This is a genomic window from Algoriphagus sp. TR-M9 (assembly GCF_027594545.1).
GTDB classification, from domain to species: domain Bacteria; phylum Bacteroidota; class Bacteroidia; order Cytophagales; family Cyclobacteriaceae; genus Algoriphagus; species Algoriphagus halophytocola.
Window position 1 is genome coordinate 339,372 of record NZ_CP115160.1, and the last position, 26,038, is coordinate 365,409.

The 26,038-nt window shown below is 43.5% G+C and carries 22 protein-coding genes; 17 read left to right on the forward strand and 5 right to left on the reverse strand.

The features are described from left to right. Window positions 1–101 precede the first annotated feature (101 nt). The 3 genes from mdh to tilS form a co-directional block, all read right to left on the reverse strand. Window positions 102–1,034: a malate dehydrogenase gene (gene mdh / locus PBT90_RS01680; RefSeq protein ID WP_264808619.1), complete on the reverse strand. Its 933-nt coding sequence runs from the start codon at window positions 1,032–1,034 to the stop codon at window positions 102–104. 148 nt (window positions 1,035–1,182) lie between these two features. Beyond that, window positions 1,183–1,698 carry a Crp/Fnr family transcriptional regulator gene (locus tag PBT90_RS01685; RefSeq protein ID WP_264808620.1) on the reverse strand — a complete coding sequence of 172 codons (516 nt, stop codon included), beginning with the start codon at window positions 1,696–1,698 and terminating at the stop codon, window positions 1,183–1,185. Between the two features lie 3 nt (window positions 1,699–1,701). Next, the gene (gene tilS, locus PBT90_RS01690) at window positions 1,702–3,024 is read right to left on the reverse strand and encodes a tRNA lysidine(34) synthetase TilS (protein ID WP_264808621.1); all 1,323 of its coding nucleotides are present in this window, start codon (window positions 3,022–3,024) and stop codon (window positions 1,702–1,704) included. A gap of 48 nt (window positions 3,025–3,072) precedes the next feature. Between tilS and PBT90_RS01695 the strand changes: the two genes are divergently transcribed. The 14 genes from PBT90_RS01695 (at window position 3,073) to PBT90_RS01760 (ending at window position 16,824) form a co-directional block, all read left to right on the forward strand. Continuing rightward, window positions 3,073–4,716, forward strand: a complete 1,644-nt coding sequence (locus tag PBT90_RS01695; RefSeq protein ID WP_264808622.1) for an OstA-like protein — start codon at window positions 3,073–3,075, stop codon at window positions 4,714–4,716. Window positions 4,717–4,880: 164 nt separating this feature from the next. Next, window positions 4,881–5,597: a T9SS type A sorting domain-containing protein gene (locus PBT90_RS01700; protein ID WP_264808623.1), complete on the forward strand. Its 717-nt coding sequence runs from the start codon at window positions 4,881–4,883 to the stop codon at window positions 5,595–5,597. A 67-nt stretch (window positions 5,598–5,664) separates the two neighbouring features. After that, complete coding sequence (locus tag PBT90_RS01705) at window positions 5,665–6,576, forward strand: outer membrane protein assembly factor BamD (protein ID WP_264808624.1); 912 nt, start codon at window positions 5,665–5,667, stop codon at window positions 6,574–6,576. A gap of 23 nt (window positions 6,577–6,599) precedes the next feature. Beyond that, window positions 6,600–6,914, forward strand: a complete 315-nt coding sequence (locus PBT90_RS01710; RefSeq protein ID WP_264808625.1) for a DNA-directed RNA polymerase subunit omega — start codon at window positions 6,600–6,602, stop codon at window positions 6,912–6,914. Window positions 6,915–6,918: 4 nt separating this feature from the next. After that, on the forward strand, window positions 6,919–8,127 hold the full coding sequence (gene coaBC / locus PBT90_RS01715; protein ID WP_264808626.1) for a bifunctional phosphopantothenoylcysteine decarboxylase/phosphopantothenate--cysteine ligase CoaBC: 1,209 nt from the start codon (window positions 6,919–6,921) through the stop codon (window positions 8,125–8,127). A gap of 28 nt (window positions 8,128–8,155) precedes the next feature. Then, entirely contained in the window at window positions 8,156–9,058 is a 903-nt protein-coding gene (gene porD / locus PBT90_RS01720; RefSeq protein WP_264808627.1) for a type IX secretion system protein PorD, read from the forward strand. Window positions 9,059–9,096: 38 nt separating this feature from the next. Next, on the forward strand, window positions 9,097–10,749 hold the full coding sequence (gene recN / locus PBT90_RS01725) for a DNA repair protein RecN (protein WP_264808628.1): 1,653 nt from the start codon (window positions 9,097–9,099) through the stop codon (window positions 10,747–10,749). 85 nt (window positions 10,750–10,834) lie between these two features. Then, the gene (locus tag PBT90_RS01730; RefSeq protein WP_264808629.1) at window positions 10,835–11,650 is read left to right on the forward strand and encodes an enoyl-ACP reductase FabI; all 816 of its coding nucleotides are present in this window, start codon (window positions 10,835–10,837) and stop codon (window positions 11,648–11,650) included. 121 nt (window positions 11,651–11,771) lie between these two features. Beyond that, window positions 11,772–12,572, forward strand: coding sequence for an alpha/beta fold hydrolase (locus PBT90_RS01735; protein ID WP_264808630.1), 801 nt, complete (start codon window positions 11,772–11,774; stop codon window positions 12,570–12,572). Between the two features lie 113 nt (window positions 12,573–12,685). Next, on the forward strand, window positions 12,686–13,138 hold the full coding sequence (locus tag PBT90_RS01740) for a MarR family winged helix-turn-helix transcriptional regulator (RefSeq protein WP_264808631.1): 453 nt from the start codon (window positions 12,686–12,688) through the stop codon (window positions 13,136–13,138). Between the two features lie 72 nt (window positions 13,139–13,210). Beyond that, a complete protein-coding gene (locus PBT90_RS01745) occupies window positions 13,211–13,738 on the forward strand; it encodes a YceI family protein (RefSeq protein WP_264808632.1) in 528 nt (175 codons plus the stop codon). 94 nt (window positions 13,739–13,832) lie between these two features. Next, entirely contained in the window at window positions 13,833–14,783 is a 951-nt protein-coding gene (locus PBT90_RS01750) for a ring-cleaving dioxygenase (protein ID WP_264808633.1), read from the forward strand. Continuing rightward, window positions 14,776–15,384: an alpha/beta hydrolase gene (locus PBT90_RS01755; protein WP_264808634.1), complete on the forward strand. Its 609-nt coding sequence runs from the start codon at window positions 14,776–14,778 to the stop codon at window positions 15,382–15,384. Before PBT90_RS01750 ends, PBT90_RS01755 begins: the two co-directional genes overlap by 8 nt. Window positions 15,385–15,627: 243 nt before the next feature. Beyond that, window positions 15,628–16,824 (forward strand): ATP-binding protein, encoded by a 1,197-nt coding sequence (locus PBT90_RS01760; RefSeq protein ID WP_264808635.1) that lies wholly within the window; start codon window positions 15,628–15,630, stop codon window positions 16,822–16,824. A gap of 137 nt (window positions 16,825–16,961) precedes the next feature. On the opposite strand, the gene PBT90_RS01765 is transcribed toward PBT90_RS01760, so the two are convergent. Both PBT90_RS01765 and PBT90_RS01770 read right to left on the reverse strand, forming a co-directional pair. Continuing rightward, window positions 16,962–19,991, reverse strand: a complete 3,030-nt coding sequence (locus tag PBT90_RS01765; protein ID WP_264808636.1) for an AAA family ATPase — start codon at window positions 19,989–19,991, stop codon at window positions 16,962–16,964. Then, on the reverse strand, window positions 19,988–21,217 hold the full coding sequence (locus tag PBT90_RS01770; protein WP_264808637.1) for a metallophosphoesterase family protein: 1,230 nt from the start codon (window positions 21,215–21,217) through the stop codon (window positions 19,988–19,990). The genes PBT90_RS01765 and PBT90_RS01770 overlap by 4 nt, the downstream gene beginning before the upstream one ends. 123 nt (window positions 21,218–21,340) lie before the next feature. Between PBT90_RS01770 and PBT90_RS01775 the strand changes: the two genes are divergently transcribed. The 3 genes from PBT90_RS01775 (at window position 21,341) to PBT90_RS01785 (ending at window position 26,038) form a co-directional block, all read left to right on the forward strand. Continuing rightward, window positions 21,341–21,838, forward strand: a complete 498-nt coding sequence (locus PBT90_RS01775; protein WP_264808638.1) for a septal ring lytic transglycosylase RlpA family protein — start codon at window positions 21,341–21,343, stop codon at window positions 21,836–21,838. A gap of 81 nt (window positions 21,839–21,919) precedes the next feature. Then, window positions 21,920–22,990, forward strand: coding sequence for an efflux RND transporter periplasmic adaptor subunit (locus PBT90_RS01780; protein ID WP_264808639.1), 1,071 nt, complete (start codon window positions 21,920–21,922; stop codon window positions 22,988–22,990). A 3-nt stretch (window positions 22,991–22,993) separates the two neighbouring features. Then, window positions 22,994–26,038, forward strand: coding sequence for an efflux RND transporter permease subunit (locus tag PBT90_RS01785; RefSeq protein WP_270131238.1), 3,045 nt, complete (start codon window positions 22,994–22,996; stop codon window positions 26,036–26,038).

Below are 26,038 nucleotides of genomic sequence, written 5' to 3' on the forward strand. Positions count from 1 at the left end.
GACTTTTGAATGGGTTCAGTGGTGATTATACAAAAATCAGACCTAAGAAACACTCAAAATCGAGCGAAACTTAGGTCTGAATAAATTTGAAGTTCGGTTGATTAGCCAAGCTTGTTCAATACTTCCATAACTTCTTTCACATGGCCTCTGGAGGTTTCAAGTAATGCTTTTTCTTCCTCATTCAGGTCAAGTTCCAATACTTTTTCTACTCCGTTTTTGCCAAGGATTACTGGAACGCCTAGGTAGCAGTCATCGATGCCGTATTCGCCCTCTAGTTTGATACAAACCGGGAATACTCTTTTTTGGTTTTTCAGGATAGCTTCTACCATCTGAGCCGCTGCAGATCCTGGAGCATACCAAGCAGAGGTTCCCATAAGCTTCACTAGTTCACCACCACCGAATTTGGTTCGCTCGATGATCGCATCCAGCTTGTCTTTTGCCACTAATTCAGTCACCGGGATACCGGCTACTGTGGTGTAGCGAGGAAGAGGCACCATGGTGTCGCCATGTCCGCCCATCAGGATGGCTTGGATTTCTTTTGGAGAGATGTTTAGCTCTTCGGCCAAGAACGCTCTGTATCTAGCGGTGTCCAGGATGCCAGCCATGCCCAATACCTTGTTTCTAGGGAATTTGGACGTCAGGTGAGCTTGGTAAGTCATCACATCGAGCGGGTTGGAAACCACAATGATGATAGCGTCAGGAGAGTGCTTTATGACATTTTCGGTAACTGTCTTTACGATTCCGGCATTGGTTTCGATTAGATCGTCACGGGTCATGCCAGGCTTACGAGGTAGTCCAGAAGTGATTACTACTACGTCTGAATTGGCAGTTTTGCTATAGTCGTTTGTGCTGCCGGTGGTACGGCTGTCATATTGGTTGATTGGTGCTTTTTGGAAAATGTCTAATGCCTTTCCTTCTGCCACACCTTCTTTGATGTCAAGAAGAACGATTTCTTCGGCGATCTCGCGATAAGCCAATACGTCTGCACAGGTAGCGCCTACATTACCAGCTCCTACTACGGTTACTTTGCTCATAGATTTATAGATTTTTATTTGAATTTAATGCCGCTAAAAAGCGGCGCTAAGTTATTAAACAATGGCTAGGAATAGAAGTAGAGGCGCGAATACTTTGAGCTGGGGCAGCTCATTTTTGATAAAAGTAAAATCCGGGTGTTGGCCTGTTCTATTCGTACATTTGCCGGAGGCTGAAAAACCCGAAAGACTCTCTGTAAGATTTGAATAAGCGCTGATTGTTTGCGTTGTAGTATTCTGCCAAAGCAGTCATCATTTTGGCTTTGATTTTTGGGTTACTGTCGAAAATCTCCTGAATGGCAAAATGCGGAATTACTATAAGTTCTGCTTCCTCTGAAACGATCAAAGCCGTGTAGGTTCTCTTTGAGTTTTCCAGCAAAGAATTCTCCCCAAATGCCTCTCCTTTTCCCAAATTGAAAATGGTTTCGAAGGTATCTCTGATGTCAATAGTGAGGGTGATGGTCCCACTTTTAACCAGATAAAGTGCTTGGCTGGGGTCTTTGCTAAAAAAAACCACTTCGTCTTTGACGTATTTGCGATGGTGCATGGCAGGCAGGAAGCGTTCCATTTCTTTGTTTTTCAATCGCTCAAAAAATTTGATCTGGCCCAGAAAGCCAAACATCGTGAGGTCTTCCTCTGAGTAAGTTTTTGAAAAGGGGTTTCGCATTACTTATCGCTTTTTAAAATAAAGTAACTTTCTCGTCGCAGCGGTTGATTTTGCCCAGTCGGCTATTCTAAATCCTATCACCCAAGCTATTCTTCCTTCCGAAAGTAACACTTTCACGCCGGGTTTTAGCACCACCGGTACTTTCAAATCTATCAAAAAGTCTGAGATTTTCTTTTCCTGCTTCATTCCTAGTGGCACAAATCTATCTCCTTCTTGCCAAGTCCTTACTTCTAGCGGGAATTGCAGTTGATCTAAATCTAGCATGGCATTTTGTTTGGTTCTGTCTACCTGATCAGTCCGATCTATTTTCAGTAGCTCATACTGCGCCTCAGGTAAGTTGAGTTCAATGGCATCTGTTGAGATTATTACTGATGAAAAAGGCCTGGGCTTGGGCGCCAAAATCAGACTTTCCCGGTCCAGGTTGAGCAGATGCGTGGTGGATCCAAACAACTTTCCGGATTGAGGAGAAATACAGTGACTATGAATTTCATGAGCCTGATCCGAGTTGAACCCAAAAGGACGAAGCCAAAAATATAACAGGGAGGCAGCACCTGAGACCAGCCTTATGCTGTTCAGGTCTAGCCGGGAAATCCCCCCATCTTCCTCCTTGATATTATCCTTTACCCAGTTGTCAAAAAGAGCTGAAAAAGCCCTTCCGGTGTCTTTCAGCCTTGAAAAGCTAGTCAGTAGATTTGCCTTGCTGTCTTCGGCTACCTCGTAAAGTGCAGGTAAACTGATATGTCTAAGCTTGTTTCTTTTGTAATCCGTTTGGGCATTGGTACTGTCTTCTCTCCAGCTAATTTCTTCTGTCTTTGCGTATGCCGCTATTTCTTGGCGCGAAAATGGAAGAAGAGGTCTGATCAGCCAGTTTCTCCGCTCGGCCATCCCATATATCCCTTCGATGCCTGTGCCTCTCAGTAAGTTCAGAAAAATCGTTTCGATCTGATCGTCCTGATGATGGGCAAGTAAAATGCCCTGGAGATTTCGGGCTTTTCTCAATTCTTCAAACCAAGCATACCTAAGCGCTCTGGCAGCCATCTGCGTAGAAACCTGCTGGTCTTGTGCATAAGCCTTTGTGGCAGGCTTGTGAACATGGATTTCGATTCCTTTCGTATTGCCCCAGTGTCGGATAAAAGCCTCGTCTTCTTCACTTTCATTGCCGCGCAACTGGAAATTGACATGTGCAATCTCAAAATTGATTTCGGCGGCAAGTAAAAGATGGGCCAGCACCATGCTGTCCAGACCACCACTGCAGGCGAGTAGGTATCGAGCCTGGGTATCTAATTTAATTTTGTTCCGTATATGCCGGATAAAAGTATCGACCATTGACCAAAAATATCATTTTCTACTAATTTTGCCCACATTCGTGTTGCTATGACTCCAAAACTACTCAGGTTCTCCTTTCTTATATTTTTATTTCTAGGCTTTAGCCAGCTGGGATTTGGTCAGGATGGGTCTACTTTGGAGATCAATTCTGCAGGTTTGCTAAAAGGTGAAGACGGCTTTGAGCGATTGCTCGGAGATGTGGAAATGAAACACCAAAATTCCCTGATTTACTGTGATTCTGCGCACTTTTACAGGGAAGAGAATAGGGCGAGATTATTTGGAAATGTACGTATAGTAGATGTAGAAGACCCCGTACAGACCAATAGTGCCTACGCTGAATACGATGGTAATACTAAAATGGCTAAGCTGCGGAATGGGGTGGTTTTTAAAAATGAGAACACCACGCTTAGAACAGAATATCTTGATTACGATAGGGGGAGAAACATTGCTTACTACTACAACGGGGGAGAGGTGGTGGACTCTGTCAATGTGCTGACTAGTGAAAAAGGCAAGTATGAGGTCAGTGTTGAGCGAATCACTTTTGAGGAGAATGTGGTCTTAGTCAATCCAGATTACACTATGAAAACCAATGACCTGGTGTATTTGACTATTCCCAAAACTGCAGAGACCAAAGGCTTGACCAATCTGATATCTAAGGATGGCAATACGCTGGATGCTCAAGAAGGAAGTTTTTACGATACCCAGGCCAAGAAATTTAGGTTTTTTGAGGGAATAGTAGAAACAGAAACCAGTAGGATTAAAGCTAAGGAGTTGTATTACAGTGAGGTGGAGGCCTATTATGAGGGGAAGGAAAATGTACGTGTCCTGAATAAGGAAAGGGAAGTGGAGGTGTTTGGAGACGTAGGTGAATATTGGGAGGAGCGTAAATACAGCTTAGTTCATGGCAATGCGCTGGTGAGAAGGTATTTTGAGCAGGATACCTTGTATATGACGGCTGATTCGCTGATTTCCCAGGATAGTGAGGCGGATTCTTCCCGGTATCTTTTGGCATTTAGAGCTATAAATCTGGTGAAGCAAGATCTCTCTGGGGTAGCGGATTCCTTAGTTTATAATTATAATGACTCTACCATAGAGCTATTTCAAGACCCTGTGATGTGGAATCAAAAAAGCCAGATCACAGCCGATAGTATGGTTTTTTACATTGCTAATGAGCAGCTGGATCATGTTTTCATGAAGGATAATGCCTTTGTGATCACTCAGGATACTTTGTTGAATTTCAATCAGATGAAAGGCCGGGTAATGAATGGCTATTTCTTGGATGGGCAAATGGACAGACTGGAAATAGATGGCAATGGGGAGTCATTATATTTTGCGCTTCAGGCAGACACGGTGACTCAAGGGATAAATAAGACGCTGAGTGCTAATATTAAACTGAGATTCAAAGAGGGGGCGATTAACAGAGTTACCTATGGTGTACGGCCAGATGGGGAGTTCAAGCCCTTCCAGTTGGTGACGGAGGACAACTCAAGATTGGAGGGCTTCAATTGGAGATTTGATGAAAGGCCCACCATGGCGGCGATTCATGCTTGGCGCCGGCCAGAAGAAATCGACCCGGACGCAGAAAATTTTTTCAATCTTCCGGATATAGACCTCAGAATGCCTACCGATGAAGAGCTTCAGAAGTCCTTGGAAAAACGTGGTTGGAAACCTGAAAAAAGTAGCTTACAGTAAAAAATCTGGAAAAGAAAATTCAGTAACGAAGAGGCGCAGCAAAAATTTCATCAAGGTTAACAGAAATTAACCGCATTTTTCACCAAAAGGCTAGCCATTCAATTAATTTTGTCCGTATATTGAATACAGTAACTAATACTGCAGCGTATTGATTTAAATTCTACATGAAACGATTTCTCCTATTTTTTGCATGGCTTTGGCTGATGGCTCCCATATTTGCGGAGGCTCAACAGGTGCGTGTGCTTAGTGAGGACGTAGAATTTAAAGGTGATTTAGGCGCTACTCAGCGAAAAACTATCATCCTTCAAAACGAGGCAGACCAATCCAAAACTTACATTCTCAAGAATATTAACGGCAATGTAGGGTCTTCCCAGAAAGTGAAAATTTGCATAGGGGAGCAATGCTTTGATCCGAAAAAAGATCTTGCGAAAATAAAATTGCAATTAGGTGCGAGTGAAATCCTGACCGATATGTATTTAGATTTTGAACTAGGTATAGCGGAAGCTAGAGGTTCTTTCGATTTGACATTTGTCAATGAAAATAACCTTCGGGATGTATTTGTAGTAGAAGCCAGGTACGAGGTGGATGATCCTAGCCTGAAGGTGGACGAGTTTGATTACAAGGATATAGTCCTCAGCGATGTTTACCCAAATCCAAGTGTCAGAATAGCCCAGTTTGATTATGAGTTTAAAAATAAATCTGCGAAAGCGAGAATAGCCATCAATAGCTTTATCGGTAATCCAGTAGCTGAATATGAGCTAGATCCGGAGCGTTCTACGCTAGCCATTCCTGTAGCAGATTACAATCCCGGTATTTACTTCTATACTTTATTTCTGGATAATCAGAATATTGTGACCAAAAAGCTCGTTGTCAAGAAGTAAGGCAAAGCCAATCACCCTATAGTCATTTGAATCCGAAAAATTAACCCGTATATTTGCGGTCTTTAATATGAAAATGCGCGTACAATCCATTCTATTTCTACTACTAATACTTGCAGCAAGTGCCTGTGGTCCTTTCGCAAAGTTGGAAAAAAGCACCAACTGGGAAGAGCTATATGAGGGAGCAAACAAGTATTATCAAGAAGGAGAATATAATAAGGCGATAATATTATACGACAAGGTACTACCGGTAATACGGGGGTCAGAAAAAGCAGAGTTGGCTGATTATAATTATGCAAATTGTCACTTTAAGACCAAGCGGTACATAGAGGCCGCTGGCTATTTCAGTAACTTTTACAGAACGTATAACAGGAGTCCCTTGGCTGAGGAAGCGCTGTTTATGAATGCCTACTCCCTCTACTTGGATGCGCCGGATTACAATCTGGACCAGCAGAGTTCACAAGAGGCAGTGGCCGCGATACAGCAATTTGTGACCAGATTCCCCTCTTCAGCTAGCTATGAGCGTGCGATGGATATGCTCACAGACCTTCAGGATAGGTTTGAGCAGAAAGCTTACATGGAATCTTCCATGTACTACAGGTTGAAAGACGGACTTTATCCTGGTGATTTCTACCGTGCCTGCATCGTGAACTTTCAAAACTTCATAAAGGATTATCCAGATAGCGAATACAATGAGGAGCTTTCCTATAAGCTTGTGGAAGTGAGTACTGACTATGCTGAAAACAGTGCCTTTCTGAAAAAGGAGGAGCGGCTAAATGATGCAGTAGGATACGCAATGAACTTTTACCGAAAGTATCCTAACAGTGGCTATACTGCGGAGGTCAAAGAGTACGAAGCGTCCGCCCGTGAGGAGCTTTCCTCGCATTTGGAATTGAAAAAAGAATACGCCCAGCGTGCAGAGGAACAAAAGGCGAGAATAGCGGCTGAAGCAGTAGCTCCGGCTGAAAAGACAAACAACTGAGGAACAAATAACTTGATATAATTATGGCAATTAATCCATCCATCATCACAAGAGATTTAGATAAAATCGCTGATCAAACAGGTAATATCTATACTTCTCTTCACGTAGTAGGACAGCGAGCAAAGCAGATTTCAAACTCTTTAAAAGAGGAGTTGAATACTAAGCTTTCTGAATTTGCCTCTACTGTGGATAATTTGGAAGAAGTATTTGAAAACAAAGAGCAGATCGAAATCTCCAAATTTTACGAAAGAATGCCTAAGCCGAGCACCTTGGCTATGGAGGAATTCTTGGAAGGGAAAGTATATCACAGACTTCCTGAAGAAGAAGTAGGAGAATAATCAGATGACTCTAGTCGGAAAGAAAATAGTGTTAGGGGTATGCGGGAGCATAGCTGCCTACAAAACTGCATTTCTTACCCGATTACTAGTAAAAGCAGGAGCAGAAGTGCGAATCATTATGAGCGCTTCTGCTTTTGATTTTATTACACCCCTTACTTTGGCCACACTTTCTAAGAACCCTGTGCTTTCTAAGTTTCAAAAGGATGACACGGGTGTTTGGAACAATCATGTAGAGCTAGGGTTATGGGCAGATTTATTTTTAGTAGCACCTTTGAGTGCCAATACCCTTGCCAAATTTTCCAATGGGATTTGCGATAATCTCTTGACGGCAACTTACCTCTCAGCTAGGTGCCCGGTGATGCTAGCACCAGCCATGGATTTAGATATGTATCAGCACCCAGCTGTGGTAGAAAATCTGCAAAAGTTAAGTCGATATGGAAATAGAATAATTGATGCTGAATCTGGAGAATTGGCTAGCGGACTTTACGGTCAGGGAAGGATGGCCGAGCCTGAGCATATTCTTCATACTCTTGAGACTTTTTTTTCGGCAAGTGCAGACTATAAAGGCAAAAATGTACTCATTACCATGGGACCAACGCAGGAGGCATTAGACCCGGTCCGATTTATCAGCAATCATTCCAGCGGTAAGATGGGACTGGCGCTTGCCAATGCTTTCCTTTCACGAGGGGCAGAAGTTTATGTGGTTTCTGGCCCCATATCTGTGACTGTGGACAGGACTAGATTCAATTGGAGAGATGTAAAGTCTGCCAAAGAGATGTATGCCCATGCTGCCGAGTGGCATGCTGAAATGGACATCTGTGTATTTGCTGCTGCAGTTTCTGATTATGGCCCTGCTGATATTTCTCCGGAGAAAATCAAAAAGGATGACTCGGAGTTGACGCTGAAGCTGGTCAAAAACGTGGATATCGCCAAGGAGCTTGGAGCTAAGAAAAAAACCACCCAAATTCATGTAGGGTTTGCGCTGGAAACCGAAAATGAAGCTGAAAACGCTAAAGGAAAACTAAGTAAAAAGAATTTTGATCTGATCGTGTTGAATTCTATGCGGGATGCCGGAGCAGGATTTCAATTGGACACCAACAAGGTCAGGGTTTATCAGGCCAATGGTATGCAAGTAGAATCTGATGTGGAAGCTAAGGGCGACATAGCTGAAATGATTCTCGATCAAATCAAAAATATTCCTGTTTGGGTATGAGCTTAGATATTTCCTTATTTTTAAGTCTATGAAAAAAGGAATTTTTCTGCTTCTTCTGTTTGGTGTCAGTCAATTTCTATCTGCTCAGGAACTGAATTTTACGGTAATCATAAACAGTGACCGGGCGAGGATCCAAAACACCACTATTTTTACCCAGATGAAAACAAGCTTTGAGCAGTTTTTGAATGGAAGATCATGGACAGATGATGAATTTAGACCTGAGGAACGGATTCAGGGGAATTTATTAATTACTATAAATGATGTGCCCCAGGTAGGGACTTACAATGCCACTGTTCAAATTCAGACAGTGCGCCCGATCTACGGCACAAATTACGAAAGCCTACTTTTTAATTTTGCCGATAGAAACTGGAATTTCGATTACATAGAATCCCAGCCATTGGAATTCAACAGATTTACTTATTTGAACAATATCAGTTCTCTGCTGGCATTTTATGCCTATATCGCGTTGGGCTTGGATTATGATTCCTTTTCCCCTAGAGGAGGGAGCGATTTTTTTGCGGCAGCCAATGACATCGTCAACAATGCGCAGCAGTCCGGTAGGCAAGGTTGGGTACAGAGCACTTCTGATAGAAGAAGCCGTTACTGGCTGAATAATGATATTTACACCTCATCGGTTTTTTCGCCTATTCGGGACGCGTATTACCTTTATCACAGGCAGGGCCTTGACATTCTATTGGCGGAGCCCGATAAAGCTTATGAGAACATTCTGGAGGCTATTAGGATTTTGGCAGAGGCGAATAAAACCCAGCCAAACGGGATTTTCACCATTACCTTTATGGATGCTAAGAGTGATGAAATCGCGCAGGTTTTGAAGGATGCACCCTTAGAGATCCGAACCGAAGCGGTGGAGCTTTTGCTAGAAGTAGATCCAAATAATGCGAGAAAGTATAACGAGCTGCTGAAAAGCTAGGCTCGTTTTTTTAGCTTTGCCCAAACTAACATTTTGCTATGCTCAAGTCTTTAAGCATTTCCAATTATGCCCTGATAGATCAGCTTCATATGCAGCCAAGTCCGGGACTAAGTATGATCACTGGTGAAACAGGCTCCGGGAAATCCATCATGCTAGGAGCTGTAGGGATGCTTCTAGGGAAAAGAGCCGATACTAAGTCTCTGCTCCATGAGGATCAGAAATGCATTATAGAAGGAGTCTTTGAGCTGGGGAATTATGGGTTGGAATTATTTTTTGAAGAGCAGGATCTGGACTATGAAAGTACCTGTATCATACGTAGGGAAATCAGCCCTTCGGGCAAGTCCCGTTCCTTTGTGAATGATACCCCTGTATTGCTGGATGTGCTGAAGTCACTAGGAGCTCACCTGATGGACGTGCATTCTCAACATGATACGCTTCAGCTTGGCGAAGGATCCTATCAGTTAAGTTTGATCGATGCTTATGCGCAGACCTCGGCGGAACTGGCTTCTTATCGCTTGAAATTTAACTCCTTTCAAAAAGCAAAAAAAGAATACGCAGAGTTGAGTAAAAGGGCTTTAGAACTCCAAAAAGAGGCTGATTTCAATCAGTTTCAGCTGGACGAGCTGAGTGTGCTCTCACTAAAGGAGAATGAGCAGGCTGAGCTGGAATCTGAGCAGGAGATTCTGGAAAATGCCGAAGAAATCAAGCAGAAAATCCAGGAAATGCTTCATTTGTTCCAAGATGAGCAATATGGGATTTTGCATGGGATGGCCCAAGTACAGCAGGGAATGCAGTCTTTGTCCCGTCTGGCGCATATGTTCAAAACTGTGGAGGAGCGCTTCGAATCCGTCCATATTGAGCTTCGGGATATTGAGGAAACGCTGGGCAGTGAAGACGATAAGGTAGAGATAGATTTTGAGCGCCTGGATGAAACCCGGGACCGACTGAGTAAAATCTATCAGCTTCAGAAAAAGCACGGAGTTAATTCTGTCGGGGAACTGATGGAGTTAGAAAAGGAATTGGCAGACAAAGTCTTTCAGGTTCAAAATCTTGATGAGACTTTGCAAAATGCAAAGCTGGCACTAGATGAAGCTGAAAAGCAGGTGCAGGAAGCTGGAAAAACACTCCGAAAAAAGAGAGTGAATAGTTTTCAGGCATTTCAGTCCGAATTGGAAATGCTTCTAAAAGGATTGGGAATGGAAAATTCCAAAGTAGTGATGGAGCACAAGGCAGTTGCCCCTGGGCCTGCTGGAATGGATGAACTGGAGTTATTATTCTCCGCTAACAAAGGATCTGCTCCTCAGCCTTTGAAAAAGGTGGCTTCAGGCGGTGAATTTTCCCGATTGCTTTTTGCCATAAAATACATCATGGCAGACAAGGTAGCCATGCCAACATTGATTTTTGATGAAATAGATACGGGGATTTCCGGAGAGGTGGCATTGAAAATGGTAGGCATGATGAAGGAAATAGCCCGGAAGCATCAGGTAATTTGCATTACGCATTTGCCGCAGGTGGCAGGACAGGGGGACCTCCATTATTTTGTTTACAAGGATAATTCTTCTGCCAAAACAGTGAGTAAGATCAAGCTCTTGGATCCAGAAGAAAGGGTACAAGAGCTGGCCAAAATGATAGCTGGTGCCAGTCCATCTGCTTCGGCAGTGGAAAGCGCCAGGGAATTACTGAGCAGGTAACTCATCCCAGAGCCCATTTTAGGGGCTGGAATGATAATTTTTGCCTATTTTTGGACAGTATTTTTGAAAATAACCCCCTAGCTATATGCCAGAAAATTTGCTAAAAGGAAAACTGGGTATCATCACAGGTGCCCTGGACGAGAACTCAATTGCTTGGAAAACAGCATTGAAAGCTAAAGAACAAGGTGCAAGGTTTGTACTGACCAATGCTCCCATTGCCATGAGAATGGGCGCTATCAATGAGCTTGCTAAAGAATGTGACACCATCGTTATTCCAGCAGATGCGACCAGTTTAGAAGATATTGAGAAACTTTACACAGAAGCCACAGCGTATCTAGGTGGCAACTTGGATTTCTTGCTTCATTCCATAGGGATGTCTCCAAATATCCGAAAAGGAAGGTCTTATGGAGATCTCAATTATGATTGGGCTATGAAGTCCTACGATGTGTCAGCTATTTCATTCCATAAGATGATGCAGGTAGCCGAAAAAATGGACATCATGAACGAGTGGGGTTCTATCATTGGGCTTTCTTACATCGCAGCTCAGCAGGTATATCCTTTCTACACTGATATGGCTGATGCTAAAGCTTTGCTGGAAAGTATAGCCAGAGGTTATGGATATAGATTTGGAAAGCTGAAAAAAGTGCGAGTGAATACCATTTCTCAGTCTCCCACCAAAACCACCGCAGGTACTGGGATTGGAGGATTTGATTCGTTCTATAATTTCGCAGAGTCGCTTTCCCCTCTGGGAAATGCCTCAGCCGAAGAATGTGCAGAATACATCGTGACCATGTTCTCTGATTATACCAGGATGGTGACCATGCAGAACCTTTTCCATGATGGAGGGTATTCCTTCACTGGAATTTCGGAAGATATCATGGAGAAGTTCAAGGATATGTAATCTGCTTACCCTCACTCAAGGCCCTTTGGAATCTCCGAAGGGCTTTTTTTTGTCTTTACTTTTAAGATGTGAAAAGGTATATTGACGAATAATGCCTATAGCTGAATAAAAAAAACGCCCCATGCCATTTTTAGAAGTTAATGAGACTAGATTGTATTACGAGGACACTGAGCTGGGTGATGAGGTGATCGTTTTTTCCCATGGATTACTGTGGAGTCAGCACATGTTTCGGGAGCAGGTAGAATTCCTCAAGACCCGTTTTAGGGTAATCGCTTACGATCATCGAGGACAGGGTCAAAGCCAAGTGAAGCAACCGTTCGATATGGATACCCTTACCGAAGATGCCGTGGAGTTGATCCGGTCACTTACCGATAAACCGGTACACTTTGCAGGGCTTTCCATGGGGGGCTTTATTGGGATGAGATTGGCGGCCCGGCATCCGGAATTAATCAAAAGCCTAATTTTAATGGAAACATCAGCCAATGCTGAGCCAGTGGAAAATCTTCCTAAATATACTACGCTGACAAAAATCGTGAAGTGGTTTGGTGTACTGCCCTTGGTGGCCAATAAAGTGATGCCAATCATGTTTGCAGAGAGCTGGCTCCATGATCCTTTAAACCGGGATAAGGTGGATTATTGGAAGAAACAGCTTCGGTTGAATGCCAAAACAATAGTAGGTCCAGTAGAAGGAGTCATCCGGAGAAAAGGAATTGAAGATGAGCTGGCTATGATTAAGTGCCCTACCTTGATCATAGTTGGTGATGAAGATGTAGCCACTCGTCCAGAAAAATCCAAATTTATACAGATGGGGATACGGCATGCCAGATTGCATGTAATCCCTGGAGCTGGTCATAGCAGTTGCATAGAAAAGCCAAAAGCTATCAATCACCTGCTTGGCGACTGGCTAATAGAGAAGAGTTGAAACTCCACCAGAAGTTGATCTAGTCGCGGATTAGTTTTTTTTCAAAATTTTTCTCGAAAACCTGAACCTTTTGGCTACATTAAATGTATATACATTAAATACACTGACAAACTATGGGAAGTCTAGAAGAAGCAATCAAACAGAAGGAATTTATAAGCCCTTTCAATAAGCTGGTGGTTAACTTGCTCTACACGCACAGTTATCTTGTATCAGCACAGAATAGACTTTTAAAACCTTTTGACCTTTCGCCTGAGCAGTACAATGTGCTGCGGATTTTGCGAGGACAAAACGGAGTTCCTACTACAGTTTCTTCTATTCAGGACAGAATGTTGAACAAAATGTCCAATGCCAGTAGGTTGGTAGAAAAATTAAAAGCAAAAGGCCTGGTAGAGCGCAGAGAATGCCCTACAGATCGGCGTCAAGTAGATATTTTGATTACTGAGAAAGGATTACAAATTCTGGAAGAGCTTCAGTCTCATATGGAAGGGTTTAATAATCAAGTAATTAATCTCAGTAAAGAAGAAGCTGTTCAAATGAATGAGCTACTGGATAAACTCCGGGGTTAAAATTTTTCCTACAAAACATGTCTATACATTAAAATTCAATACAATCAATCTTAAATCTAAACAAACAAAGTTATGAGTACTACAAAATGGACTATCGACCCTACACACTCTGAAGTTGCATTCAAAGTAAAACACTTAGTGATCTCCACCGTGACTGGTTATTTCAAGAAATTTGAAGGTAGCGCTGAAAGCGAATCAGAGGATTTTGATGGAGCAAGCGTATCCTTTACGGCTGATATTGACAGCATAGATACCAATCAGTCAGATAGAGATAATCACCTGAAGTCTTCGGACTTTTTCGATGCAGAAAACCATCCTAAATTGAAATTTGAAGGCAAGATCGCGAACGACGGAGGAGATTATAAACTGGTAGGTGACTTGACTATGAGAGGCACTGCCAAGCAAGTTGAGCTGGATGTTGATTTCGGTGGAGTAGCAGGTGATCCATATGGACAGACTAAAGCTGGGTTCGAAATTGAAGGTAAAATCAACAGAAAAGATTTTGGTCTTTCATGGTCAGCAGTGACAGAAGCGGGAAGCGTAGTGGTAAGTGATCAAGTTCGGTTGCTGCTAAGTGTGCAGCTGGTAAAGCAGGCTTAAAAGCGACGGCTAAAACTAAGCCAGCATTCAGAATATGATAAGCTATGGGGATTTTTCCTCATAGCTTTATTTTAAACTTAATTACCTATACAGCATGAAACCACTAATTAAAGGTATACATCACATTACTGCGATTGCCGGTAACCCTCAGCAAAATGTGGATTTTTACACCGGGATCCTAGGACTGAGGCTGGTGAAAAAAACCATCAATTTTGATGCCCCGGATGTTTATCACTTCTATTTTGGGGACGAGCTTGGCAGTCCAGGGACCGTCTTTACTACTTTTCCTTTCAAAGGAGCTAGAAAGGGCACCAAGGGAACTGGAGAGCTTACCTATACTGCTTTCTCCATTCCGAAGAATTCTCTGGATTACTGGATTGAGCGCCTGAAGAAATTCCGAATCCCGGTTTCAGATGTACTTACCCGATTTGGTGAAAAGTTGATCCGATTTGAAGATCATGACAGTATGGGAATAGAGCTGGTTGCAAATGATGAGGATGATAGGGCAGGCTGGACCTATGGGCAAGTGCCGATAGAGTATTCCATCAAGGGGTTTTACGGAGCGACTTTAAACCTCAGAGCAAAGGAACTCACCGAAAAGCTACTGACTGAGCACATGGATTATCGTTTTATTGGAGAGGAAAATGGACGATTCCGATACGGTATAGCCGGTAAGCCTGGCGATATCATAGATATAGTTGTAGACAAATCGGGCAGCCGTGGTATGCAGAGTGCCGGTACAGTTCATCACATTGCTTTCCGCACAGAAAATTCCGCTTCGCAATTAGAAGTCCAAGAAATTTTAATGAATAATGGCTATCAAGTGACTGAGGTGAAGGATAGAAATTATTTTAACTCTATTTATTTTAGGGAACCCGGTGGAGTACTCTTTGAGGTCGCTACAGATGAACCGGGTTTTGCGATCGATGAAGAAGAAGCTCATTTGGGAGAATTGATCAAATTGCCAGACTGGGCAGAACCTAGTCGGGAAAGAATAGAAGCTAGCCTGACTCCAGTTAAATTAAACATTGAATCGTATGCCTAGTCTTAAAACGGGAGGAATTCCTCTTTCTCAAGCAAAAAAAGCTGCGATACTTATTCACGGTCGGGGGGCAAGTGCAGAAAGCATACTCGCTTTGAAGGATTATTTAAGTCTGGGTGAATATGCTGTTTTGGCCCCTGAAGCTAGGGGGGGTACCTGGTATCCCTACAGTTTCATGGCTCCAGATAAGGCAAATCAGGTGGCTTTGAAGGAGTCTCTGACTATAATCAAGGCAGCTTGGGATCAAATTTCTCAGGCAGGCATCGCACCTGAGAATGTGGTACTAATAGGTTTTTCCCAAGGGGCATGCCTCAGTCTGGAATTTGCTGCGCAAAATGCTCAGAAGCCAAAAGCAGTAATTGCATTTACTGGAGGATTGATCGGCGAAAAAGTTCAGGAGGAAAAATATTCTGGGGATTTCCACGGCGCACAAGTTTTTATTGGAAGCAGTGAAAGAGACGTTCATGTGCCTCTGTCCAGAATAAAGGAATCTGAAACCCTACTGAGCAGGATGGGCGCAAGCGTGAAATTATTAATCTTCAAAGACTCAAATCATACCATCCGCAAGGAGGAGATTGATTGGGTGAATGAAAATATATTATAAATAGGTTTTCTTAATTCGAAAAATCCTTTGGCAGTTTGTCAAAGGATTTTTTTTTGATTTTAATTTTCATGGTATATCTCAAAGCTCTCTTAATAAGAATAATCTCGCTTTTTCACCTCCAAAACACCGAATAAATCCCTTAAAAATTATTTTGTAACTAACTGATAATAAAATAAATGGGTTCATTTTTTGGAATTTACTCAATGTAATGAGTAAATTTACTCAATTTTAAGAGTAAAACTTATGAGTTATCAGCGGTCAGAGAAAAATCAAATCCAAAAACGTCTCTGTGATGAGCCTAGAATGTTCATCCAGGTGATCTATGGCCCGCGTCAAGTAGGTAAGACTACCATGATTCGCCAGATTATGAAGGATGCGGATCTGCCGCATACCTTGGTGGCGGCTGATGCAGTACCTGCGACTGACAGGCTATGGATTGCCCAGCAATGGGAAAATGCGCGCATGAAGCAGAGTGCAGCTCCAGCACTGCCTTACATGCTGGTGATAGATGAGGTTCAGAAAATCGACAATTGGAGTGAGCAGGTCAAAGCCGAATGGGATAAGGATACTGCTGAGGAGCGGGATATTCGAGTGGTTTTATTGGGTTCGTCCCGACTGATGCTTCAGCAGGGATTGACAGAGTCGCTTGCCGGGAGGTTCGAATCTACCTATTTGGGACACTGGTCATACAAAGAAATGAAAGATGCCTTCGGCCTTTCGCCAGAGGAATTCATCTGGTATGGGGGATATCCCGGGGCGATTCTCCTCAAGGAAGATGAAGACCGATGGAAGAATTATGTTCGGGATGCGCTCCTGGAGACAAGTATTTCAAAGGATATACTCATGCTGACTCGTGTAGATAAACCAGCACTTATGAAGCGTCTCTTTGAGATTGGTTCATCCTATTCAGGTCAGGTGCTGAGCTTCACAAAGATCATGGGACAGCTCGCTGATGCGGGGAATACCACAACACTCGCCAATTACCTGGAGCTCTTGAATGAAGCTGGGTTGCTAGGAGGTATGGAAAAGTACAGTCCAAACTTGGTCAGGAAGCGCTCTTCCAGTCCCAAATTCATGGTGCACAATACGGCTATCATGTCTGGTGTTTCTAATGAAACTATGGAAACACTCCGTGAAGACCACCGCGCCTGGGGTCGCTGGGTAGAGTCGGCTGTGGGGGCACATTTGGTGAATCAAGCCTTCAAGGAGAGGGAGTTGCATATTTACTATTGGCGGGAAGGGAATGATGAAGTTGATTTCGTAATCGAGTACAAAAAGCGGATCATTGCCTTGGAAGTGAAGACCTCTAAGGTGGGCGGGTTGGCCGGTTTGAACTCTTTTGCCACTACTTACCATCCAGAAAAGTCACTGGTGATCGGTACGGATGGAATCCCCTGGGAGGAGTTTTTGCAGATGGATGTACTTGAGCTATATAGTTGAAAAGACAGTCAGTTGGCTGTCTTTTTTTTGCTAAAAATTATTCTTTAATGTACTTATATTCAGTACTTAAAGTGTGTTTTTTATAATTTACTCAATATGCTGAGTAAATCTACTCAGTGCATTGAGTATTATGATTTCTAGAAGGAATAACTTACCTGAGAACCTAGCTCAGGATCGAGTTCTACATTTGCAAAGACACCGATCTCCTGCTGAAGATCTTCCACGTGGCTGATGATACCAACGATCCGGTTTTCGTGGCGAAGTGATTTGAGCGTTTCAAAAACCACCCGTAGTGCATTTTTATCCAATGCTCCGAAACCTTCATCCATGAAGAAAAAGCTTTGATCTGCTTGGTTGAGAGCTTTTACTTTCTCTGCCAAAGCCAATGCTAAACACAGGGAAGCTTGGAAAGTCTGACCTCCGGAAAGCGTTTTAAGCAAGCGCTTTTTTCCGCCGTTCAAGTAGTCAATAACCCAGAAGGTATTGTTGTCGTCAATTTCCAAGCTTAGGCGATTTTTGCAGAGCTTCATAAAGCGAACATTCGCTGTATTACAAAGCTCTTTCAGGTAAATCGAACTTACAAACTTCACGAAGCCACTGCCTCGGAACAGGTTGTCCAGCTCCTTGAGGTAACTTTCCCGGGTTTCCAGCTTGGCGAAATTTGCCTGAATATTTTTCTTCTCGGCTAGTTTAGAGATGGCTTCCTGGATCTCTTGGTCAAGCAATAGTACCTGGTTTTGGCAGGTCTCCGCATTGATTTTCAAATTTTCGAAGGAAGAAAAGAGCTCTTGAAAAGCTTGCTCCAGAAAATCCGCTACTCCTGCTTCGGCTTCCAATTCCTGAATTCTATTTTCAGCAATGTCATACTTTCGGTCAAAGTCGGCAATGTCTTTTGCTACCTTTTCGGCATCTATGGAATGTTGGAAAAGCTGGATCAGTCGCTCCTCATCCAAGAATCCATGCTGAACTTTTAACTCATTGTATTTTAAAGAAAGCAGCTCTAGCTTTTCCGTACGCTGGTCTCGTAGCTGTGTGAAATTGGCCAGATCTGCCAAGTTCTTGTCCGATACGCTGCGTTTTTCACGAAGATGTTTTTGTTTTCCTTCGAGCGATTGAAGCGCCTCCTCAATGTCTTTTTCCACCTTGTCAATGGCGGCTTGTATCTGCGAGGATTCTTTGGTAAAAAACTGCTTGCAGAAAGCCATATCACGGATTTCCTCTTTTTTTGCGGAAATACTGGAAAGCACTGATTGAAGTTTGAGCTGGGCCTGTTGCAGTTCTTTTTCTGATTTCTCAATCGAAACCCGCTCAGCATCCCAGTTTTTGCGAAGCGTTTTCACTTCTTGGATGAGTTTTTCCCGGCTTTGGGAACTGTGTTCTATGGCCTGGATTTTCGTCAATAATTCAGCATGTGAACCAATTCCTTCTTTGGCAAGAGTGGTTTTGATGGAACTGAGGTTTTCACGCAATTGCTGTAAGTCCTTCTTTTTCGCAGCGCTGTTTTTTTGATGATTTTCGAGATGAAAGCGCAATTCACTTTGTGTGGATTTGGAAGTTTGTATCTGCTCAAGAAGTAGCTTAGCACTCTTTATTTGCTGGGTTATTTCCCCTAAATCTACAGCTCCATCACCTTCAAGCGGATTTGGATGGTCCATGGCTCCGCAAAGTGGACAAGGTTCGCCCTGATGCAGTAAGTGAACATGGGCGGCAAGGCCTTGTTTTTGTATCACCCCATCCCGTTGTTTCTCCAGTTCCTGAATGGCGGATTTCTGAGTAGATTCCCAGTTCTCCAGGGAGCCCAGATTAGCAGGAATAGTGCTTTGTAAGGTCTCAAGTTTTTGGTTGATTCGCTCAACTTCTGTTGTTATTTCGGTCTCTTCAGCTTGAAGTTTATCCAATTGATTTTCCAGGTTTTTCCAGTCTTTAGCCCAACTGAGTAAATTAGCTAGGAAGGAGCTATCCGTAGAACTAATCTTTTCTGCCTCTGTTTCTAGCTCAGCGATTTTTGCTTCTAGTGTCTTTTGAGTCTGTTTTCTTCTTTCTATGGTTGGCTGTAAATCCTGCAGCTTATCATTGGCCACTACTCGCTGAGTTTCCAGGTTTTGGATTTCTATGACTTTTTTCAAATCACGGATTTTCGCTTCGCGATGTGGGCGCTCCTGATTTTTCTTTTTGAGCTCTACTTCTTCTTTTTCTAGGTCAGCTACTACTTTGGCCAGCTCAATTTTGAAGCGCTCACAGTCAATTACGCTTACTTTGTACTTTTCCAGCTCGGCTTTTGTGTCCCGAATCTGTTCCCAAACTGGGCGAAGATGGGTTTTAGCTTTGATAAATTCGGAGTGAAGCTGCCGCTGTTTTTCGATTTCGGGGCGCTGTAAATTCAGGCTTTCTCGTTCTTTCCTAAACTTGAGCAATTGAAGATTTTTACTTCGTAGGTCTTCTTGAAGTCTGAGTTTAGCTTCTGCGGTTTTTAGCTTTTGCGAAGCTTCTGTGGCCTGCTTTTTCAATTCCTTAAACTGACTTTGCTTTTCAGTCAACAGTTGCTCAGAAAACTCTTCCAAACCCTGCGATTGCGTTTCCAGACGGATTTTTTGCTCTTTTACTGTTTTGAGAAGAGTTCTAGTTTTGTCTTGAAGATCAAATCGCTCCAATCCAAAAAGCTCCTTCATCATCTTAGCCTGGTCCAGCGGTTTTTGATCGATAAATTCTCGGAATTTCCCCTGCGGAATGATCACAGTCTGCTTGAAATGCTCTTTTTTCATGCCGATAATTTCCTCAGCACTAGAACTAATTGGTTCCCAATTTCCATCTACCTTTTCATAAAATGAGCGCTCCGCGGGCTTGATATCATCAAAATTCTTTGAGTTTCTTTTCGCTGAATAGCGAGCCAAGTAGGTTTTAGCATTATTTCGTCCTGAGCTAAACTCAAAATTCAAAAGCAGTAAATCACTCTGCAAATTGACCATGCTGTTCTTTTCTCCCCGGTCGGAAAGCCGCTCGGTGCTTCCATAGAGTGCCAGAAGAATCGCTTCCAAAATCGAGGATTTTCCGCTGCCCACCGCACCAAAAATTCCAAACAATCCGGCTGCTGTAAGCTTATCAAATTCTATCGTCTGCTTCTCCTTGTAGGAATACAATCCCTGAATGTCAAGTCTAATAGGAATCATGCTTCGTTGTTTTGGCTGATGACTTCTTTGAAAATTGTGAGCAATTCTTCGTTTGGCTCCTGGCCTTTGTCGCTTTCATAGAAAAGTTTGAAGAGGCTTTCCATATCTTTTCCTAGGTCTTCTACTTGCAAACTGGTGTTTTCCCGGCCCAAAGGATTTTTGATCTGAGGGATCAGGTTCACGATTCCGTCGTGGGCTTTCATGATTGCTTTTCGGGTGGCCGCTTCTATGGAACTTTCCGTGATGTAAGTCAACTCTACAAAGCAGTAGGGATTTTCTTCAAGCCATGCCAGGGTATCTGTTAGTTTATCGAAGGTTTTGCGGTAAAGTGGTCTTCCTTCTTTTAACCCGACTGGCGTAAAGGTGACAGGTTTTTCTGGTTCGGCTTCGATGATCACCACTTGCTTTTGCTGGTCTGCTTCGCTAAAAGAGTAAGCGAGAGGCGAACTGGAATATACCACTGGACAATGCTCGTGCCCTACCGCATGGTAGCGATGTAAATGACCTAAAGCTGCATATTGGATTTGATAAGGGATATTTCTGGTGAAAAGAGCCTGTGTTCCGCCAACATGAAGAATCGGTCGCTCAGATTCTGGTTCGGCTTCCGGTTTTTCTCCTTCTTTCATAAAGAAAAAGTGTCCGGCAAAGAGATTTACTCCTTTTTCATCGCAGTATTGCTCTGCAATCTCGTTCCACTTTGCACCCATCAAATTGCGGAATTCCTCCTCACGATCTCCTTCGCCCAAGTAAGTTTTCATCGAAACCTCATTGGCATAAGGAGCTAAAATGATTCGAACTGGAAAGTCAATTTGGGGCAGTTTCATCTCTACAAAACCTGTTGCAGACTGTGTGATCTCTATACCATTATCCAACTTTCCAGTTGGGATGACGGTGTCGTATTTTCCATAAAAGAATATGCCCATTTCGCGGGCCAGTGGATCCGGGGCTTCGACAAATTGCGTACTGTCATGATTTCCGGAGATGGCGATAATCGGCCGTTTGCCGCCTTTGGAGAGCCTGCGGAGTGATTTGTAAAGCAATTCTACAGCTTCGTGATTGGGATTGAAGGTATCGAAAATATCACCCGCTAATAGGATCAGATCCACTTCTTCTCTATCTGCGATCTGCTGGATTTCTTCTAAAACCAGCTTTTGCTCTTCTAGTCTGGAGTATTCTTGCAATCTTTTGCCCAGGTGCCAATCGGCTGTGTGGAGGATTTTGATCATGTGTATGCTAAAAGTGTACAAAGAACTAAATTACTTTAGCCTAAGGCTAGCTGCAAGCTATTTGAAACAATTGACATGAATTGGCATCTTTATTGAAAAGCAGGCGGTAATTCAGATCGATCTATGTGGAATTGGGTTCTTATTGTAGTGGCCGCTATCTTGCCAGAGTATGCGCAGCCAGAGATGGCCTCAGATGCGCTGCTGATCCAGGAGGGGACGGCTAGTTTTTATGGTCGGAGATTTCATCTTAGGAAGACTTCCAATGGGGAGATTTTTCATATGGACAGTCTTACAGCTGCCCACAAAACGTTGCCCTTCAACACCCGAGTAAAGGTCACCCGTGTGGATAACGGGGAATCGGTATGGGTGAGAATCAATGATCGACTGCCCAGAAATTCCAAACGCATCATAGACCTTTCAAGAAAAGCAGCTACAGACCTGGGCTTACTTCACGATGGTATTACCAAAGTGCGGATCGAAGTGGAAAATCTGCAAGAAATCCACCGGCTGATCGAATACTATGGAGAGGAACCACCGGCTACGATTCGCTTGAGACCTGTGGAGGATCCTATCCAAATTCCCGAGGGGGAACTCGACCTGTCTATTCCACCTAATTTTTAGAATCATTAACATCCTTTATGCAATAAAGATTTTGACATTGAAGAATTTGTTAGTTTCTTAATAGCGGAAACTATTATTTCAATGAAAAACTTAAACGCACTATTTTTCTGTAGCCTCCTTGTTTTTATGAGTTCTTGTGAAAAAGAACAAGAGCAAGTCGAAGAAGCCCCTACTGAATCATTTAGAAACGAAGTAGCCGCCACTGAGGTAAATGTCGCAATGGCTGAGCTTAAGAGCTTTGATTACCTGATCCAAGCCACCGGTAAGCTGGAAGCTGGGGCTGAGGTCATGTCGGTGATCGAGCAGGCAGGGTATCTACTCGAAGTAAATGTACGGGAAGGTCAGTTTGTACAAAAAGGTGAATTGTTAGCTCGATTGGATGCTACCGAGTCTGAGTTTAGGTTGGAAAAAGCCAAAATAGCCTTGCGGAATGCCAATGCCGAGTATGAGTCTGCCAAAATGGGTTTTGCGGCATTATTTGCCTCTGAGAACAAAGAACAGCAGGAAGTGGTGGATGAGCAGCTCAAGGCAAAAAGTGGGGTTTTCCTCGCTGAAGTAGAGCTGAAGGAAGCCCAAATGAGTTTTGATAGGAGTGAAGTGAAAGCCCCTATTTCCGGGCAGGTGGCAGATTTGAAATTTAAAGCGGGGAGTCTGGTCGGAGCCAATGAGGAGCTCTGTGAAATACTGGGTACAAACGAGATGATTCTAAAGGTAAAAGTGCTGGAGTCCGATATCAGTTTGATCTCCCTGAATCAAAAAGCTGAAGTTTATCCTATTTCAAGCACCGAAACGGCCCTAACCGGAAAAGTCACCGGAATCAACCCGAAAGTAGATGAAAGTGGGCTGGTTCAAGTGTCCATTACATTGGGTGCCAACAAGAATTTGCTGCCTGGGATGAACGCAAGAGCAGTCATTCGAGCACCACAAAATAATAGCTTGGTGGTTCCAAAAGACGCTTTGGTTTATCGATCAGGAAGAGCAGTGGTCTTTACGATTGAAAATGAGGAATCGAAGTGGAACTATGTGGAAGTGGGAAAAGACAACGGGGAAGAAGTGGAAATACTAGAGGGGATTGAGCCAAACAGCACGGTGATCACTTCCAATAACCTTCAGCTTGCACATCAGGCGCCGGTTCAAATTGTAAAGGAATAAGCCATGGTTAGATTTTTACTGGCCCGTCCCATTGCAGTTTTCATGACTTTTTTGGCGTTGATGGTGTTCTCTTTCATCGTACTGCGTACCCTGCCCATATCTCTACTTCCGCCGATAGATGTGCCGCAGATCGTGGTCAAAGTCAGTTACCCCAATGCTTCTCCCGAGGCCATAGAGCAGAATGTATTGAATCCTATACGAGAGGGGCTGATCACGCTCAATGGTTTGGAAGAAATGGACTCCAAAGCAGGTTCTGAAGTGGGGACTATACGGCTCACCTTCGATTATAGCACGCAGATGGAGTTGGCATATATTGATGTCAATGAGAAGATAGACCGGCTTACCAATTCACTTCCAGAAGATCTGGCTCGCCCTGAAGTCATCCGGATCAACACTTCGGACATTCCCGTGGCGCGGGTTCAAGTGGTGCCAAAAGAAGGAGTGAGTGAGGTCGAGGTAAGTCTTTTGGCAGAAAATGTACTGAAGAAAAGAATAGAACAGCTTCCGGGCGTTTCTCTGGTAGATATCAATGGGAAAAAGGAAAGGATCATCACAGTTCAGCCGGATGAACAAGCCCTAGCTGCACTGGGGATGACTCAGCAAAACGTAATTTCTGCCATACAGTCAGGCAATTCAGATTTGCCGGGTATCTCCGTAAAAGACGGGCAATTTAGATATTTCTTGCGACTGGCTACACGGGTGGATACCCCTGCAGACATTGAGAGTTTGCCAGTTGCTGCTGCTTCTGGAGCTATTATTTCTTTGGGAAAACTGGCATCAGTCAAGTATGAAACTCAGGAGAATTTAGGGTATCACCTTTTTGGTACCCAGGAAAGTCTAGTCATTACCGTGCATAAGCAGGCTTCGGCCAAAATGAATGAGCTTATACCTGCGCTGAAAGAGGCTTTGGAACTCTTCAAAGTGGATTATCCGCAAGTGGATTTCGAACTGACCCAAGACCAATCCAATCTCCTGAATGCGGCCATTTCCAATCTGGAAACGTCCTTGCTCTTTGGAGGGATGTTTGCCTTTGCGGTGCTTTTCCTTTTTATGAAGGATTACCGGCTTCCTTTGATTATCGGCTTGAGCTTGCCTTCTTCTTTACTGATCAGTTTTTTGGTTTTTTACTTCTTCAACCTGTCTATCAATATCATTTCCCTTTCAGGTTTGGCACTGGGAATAGGTATGCTGATAGATAATGCTATCATTGTTTTGGATAACATTACCCGGAAGCGGGAAAGTGGTCTTGGACTATTTGACGCATGTGTGGAAGGTGTGAACGAGGTGATGGGCGCACTGATCAGTTCGGTCCTTACCACCTTGGCAGTGTTTGTGCCTTTGGTTTTTCTGAGCGGAATCTCAGGAGCACTGTTTTTTGATCAGGCGGTGGCGGTGACGGCAATTTTGTCCGTATCGCTAGCAGTGGCATTTATACTATTGCCTATGCTCTACTTTTTACTGTTTTCGCGCAGCAAGAAAGCCTACGATAATCAAGAGGGTCGGATATTCAGCAAGGTACTGGATCTCTACGAAGTGGGGTACAGAAGTGTGACTCAAAACCGGAATCTATCCTTTGTGCTGTTTTTAGTACTTATTCCTTTAGGTATAGGGATAAGTCTTCTACTGAAATCAGAGGGATTGCCTGAAATCGAAAAACTAGACGCAACGCTAGAGGTGGATTGGAGTGAGCCTATTTCGGCAGCGGAAAATAGGGACAGAGTGGTTTCGCTACTGAATACTTTGCAAGGAATTTACACACAAGCAGAAGCTGATGTGGGCGTACGTCAATTCTTATTGTTTGATGGGGAAAACTCCATTCAGCAGGCACTTTTGTACTTTTTGTTTCCTACAGTGGAAGAAAAAGTTTCTGCCATTGCCGAAATGGAGGCTTTCCTCAAGGATAACTACCCTGAGGCTTCCTTTACGCTGGGTGATGCCCCGAATGCGTTTGATCAATTGTTCAGCTCCTCACTTCCGTACTATGAAGTGAGGTGGAAGGACCTGGAAGGCAAAGAAGCTATTCCGGAGGAAAAAATGGACCCTTGGTTGAGCCAGTTTCCTACGCAGCAGTGGGAGCGTGGTCCTGGCTTGCAGAAGGAAGCTTCTGTGGTTTTTACACTTAGAGCGGATAAAATGGCCACTTATCAGATTCCAGTGGATGCCGTTCAGGATCAGATCAACAAGCTCTTTGGGAGCTATACCATTACAGATATCAAGAGATTTGGGGAGATTACTCCTATCCGGCTGAAGGAACCAAACTCAAGGTTTGAAGACCTACTCCGGACCACCAGGGTTTCTGCCTCGGATTCTGTTTCTTACATTTTGGGGGAATTTGTGGAGCATGACTATGAGGATCACTATAAATATGTGACTGCAGACAAAGGCGGAATCTACCAATCCCTCAATGTGACCTCGGAAGACCCGGATGAGCTGGCGAGTGAATATATCCGATGGGGGCAGGAGAAAAACCTAGGAGTGACCATGGTAGGGCAGTATTTTAAGGATAAGGAGAATATCCAGCAATTGATCGGGATTTTGCTTATATCTGTATTGCTGCTGTATTTTATTCTGGCAGCTCAATTTGAAAGCTTCATTCAGCCTTTGATTGTGGTGTTTACCCTTCCCTTAGGGATAGGAGGAGCTTTTCTGGTGCTTTGGATTTGCGGAGCCTCACTCAATGTCATGTCAGCTATAGGTCTAGTAGTGATGCTGGGAATCATGGTAAATGATGCCATTTTGAAAATAGACACCATCAACAGGCTAAGGGCTGATTTTGTGGAGTCGGATATTATTTCTGCCGGGGAAGCGTTGGAAATGGCACTTCACAAAGCCGGTCAGATCCGCTTAAAGCCTATCCTGATGACCTCCATAACCACTATTTTGGCATTGATTCCTATAGTTTTCAGTAGTGGTTTAGGAGCGGACTTGCAGAGACCTTTGGTGTTTTCTGTCATTGGTGGGCTTACTATTGGCACACTCACCTCCTTGTACTTTGTGCCTTTGGCCTATTGGTTTACCGTCTCAAAGAAATCTTTAAAATCCAGCTGA

Bases quoted from the DNA above. Each gene is read 5' to 3' on its own strand.
- mdh (WP_264808619.1), bottom strand. From the start codon at position 1,034: ATGAGCAAAGTAACCGTAGTAGGAGCTGGTAATGTAGGCGCTACCTGT.
- PBT90_RS01685 (WP_264808620.1), bottom strand. From the start codon at position 1,698: ATGCGAAACCCCTTTTCAAAAACTTACTCAGAGGAAGACCTCACGATG.
- tilS (WP_264808621.1), bottom strand. From the start codon at position 3,024: ATGGTCGATACTTTTATCCGGCATATACGGAACAAAATTAAATTAGAT.
- PBT90_RS01695 (WP_264808622.1), top strand. From the start codon at position 3,073: ATGACTCCAAAACTACTCAGGTTCTCCTTTCTTATATTTTTATTTCTA.
- PBT90_RS01700 (WP_264808623.1), top strand. From the start codon at position 4,881: ATGAAACGATTTCTCCTATTTTTTGCATGGCTTTGGCTGATGGCTCCC.
- PBT90_RS01705 (WP_264808624.1), top strand. From the start codon at position 5,665: ATGAAAATGCGCGTACAATCCATTCTATTTCTACTACTAATACTTGCA.
- PBT90_RS01710 (WP_264808625.1), top strand. From the start codon at position 6,600: ATGGCAATTAATCCATCCATCATCACAAGAGATTTAGATAAAATCGCT.
- coaBC (WP_264808626.1), top strand. From the start codon at position 6,919: ATGACTCTAGTCGGAAAGAAAATAGTGTTAGGGGTATGCGGGAGCATA.
- porD (WP_264808627.1), top strand. From the start codon at position 8,156: ATGAAAAAAGGAATTTTTCTGCTTCTTCTGTTTGGTGTCAGTCAATTT.
- recN (WP_264808628.1), top strand. From the start codon at position 9,097: ATGCTCAAGTCTTTAAGCATTTCCAATTATGCCCTGATAGATCAGCTT.
- PBT90_RS01730 (WP_264808629.1), top strand. From the start codon at position 10,835: ATGCCAGAAAATTTGCTAAAAGGAAAACTGGGTATCATCACAGGTGCC.
- PBT90_RS01735 (WP_264808630.1), top strand. From the start codon at position 11,772: ATGCCATTTTTAGAAGTTAATGAGACTAGATTGTATTACGAGGACACT.
- PBT90_RS01740 (WP_264808631.1), top strand. From the start codon at position 12,686: ATGGGAAGTCTAGAAGAAGCAATCAAACAGAAGGAATTTATAAGCCCT.
- PBT90_RS01745 (WP_264808632.1), top strand. From the start codon at position 13,211: ATGAGTACTACAAAATGGACTATCGACCCTACACACTCTGAAGTTGCA.
- PBT90_RS01750 (WP_264808633.1), top strand. From the start codon at position 13,833: ATGAAACCACTAATTAAAGGTATACATCACATTACTGCGATTGCCGGT.
- PBT90_RS01755 (WP_264808634.1), top strand. From the start codon at position 14,776: ATGCCTAGTCTTAAAACGGGAGGAATTCCTCTTTCTCAAGCAAAAAAA.
- PBT90_RS01760 (WP_264808635.1), top strand. From the start codon at position 15,628: ATGAGTTATCAGCGGTCAGAGAAAAATCAAATCCAAAAACGTCTCTGT.
- PBT90_RS01765 (WP_264808636.1), bottom strand. From the start codon at position 19,991: ATGATTCCTATTAGACTTGACATTCAGGGATTGTATTCCTACAAGGAG.
- PBT90_RS01770 (WP_264808637.1), bottom strand. From the start codon at position 21,217: ATGATCAAAATCCTCCACACAGCCGATTGGCACCTGGGCAAAAGATTG.
- PBT90_RS01775 (WP_264808638.1), top strand. From the start codon at position 21,341: ATGTGGAATTGGGTTCTTATTGTAGTGGCCGCTATCTTGCCAGAGTAT.
- PBT90_RS01780 (WP_264808639.1), top strand. From the start codon at position 21,920: ATGAAAAACTTAAACGCACTATTTTTCTGTAGCCTCCTTGTTTTTATG.
- PBT90_RS01785 (WP_270131238.1), top strand. From the start codon at position 22,994: ATGGTTAGATTTTTACTGGCCCGTCCCATTGCAGTTTTCATGACTTTT.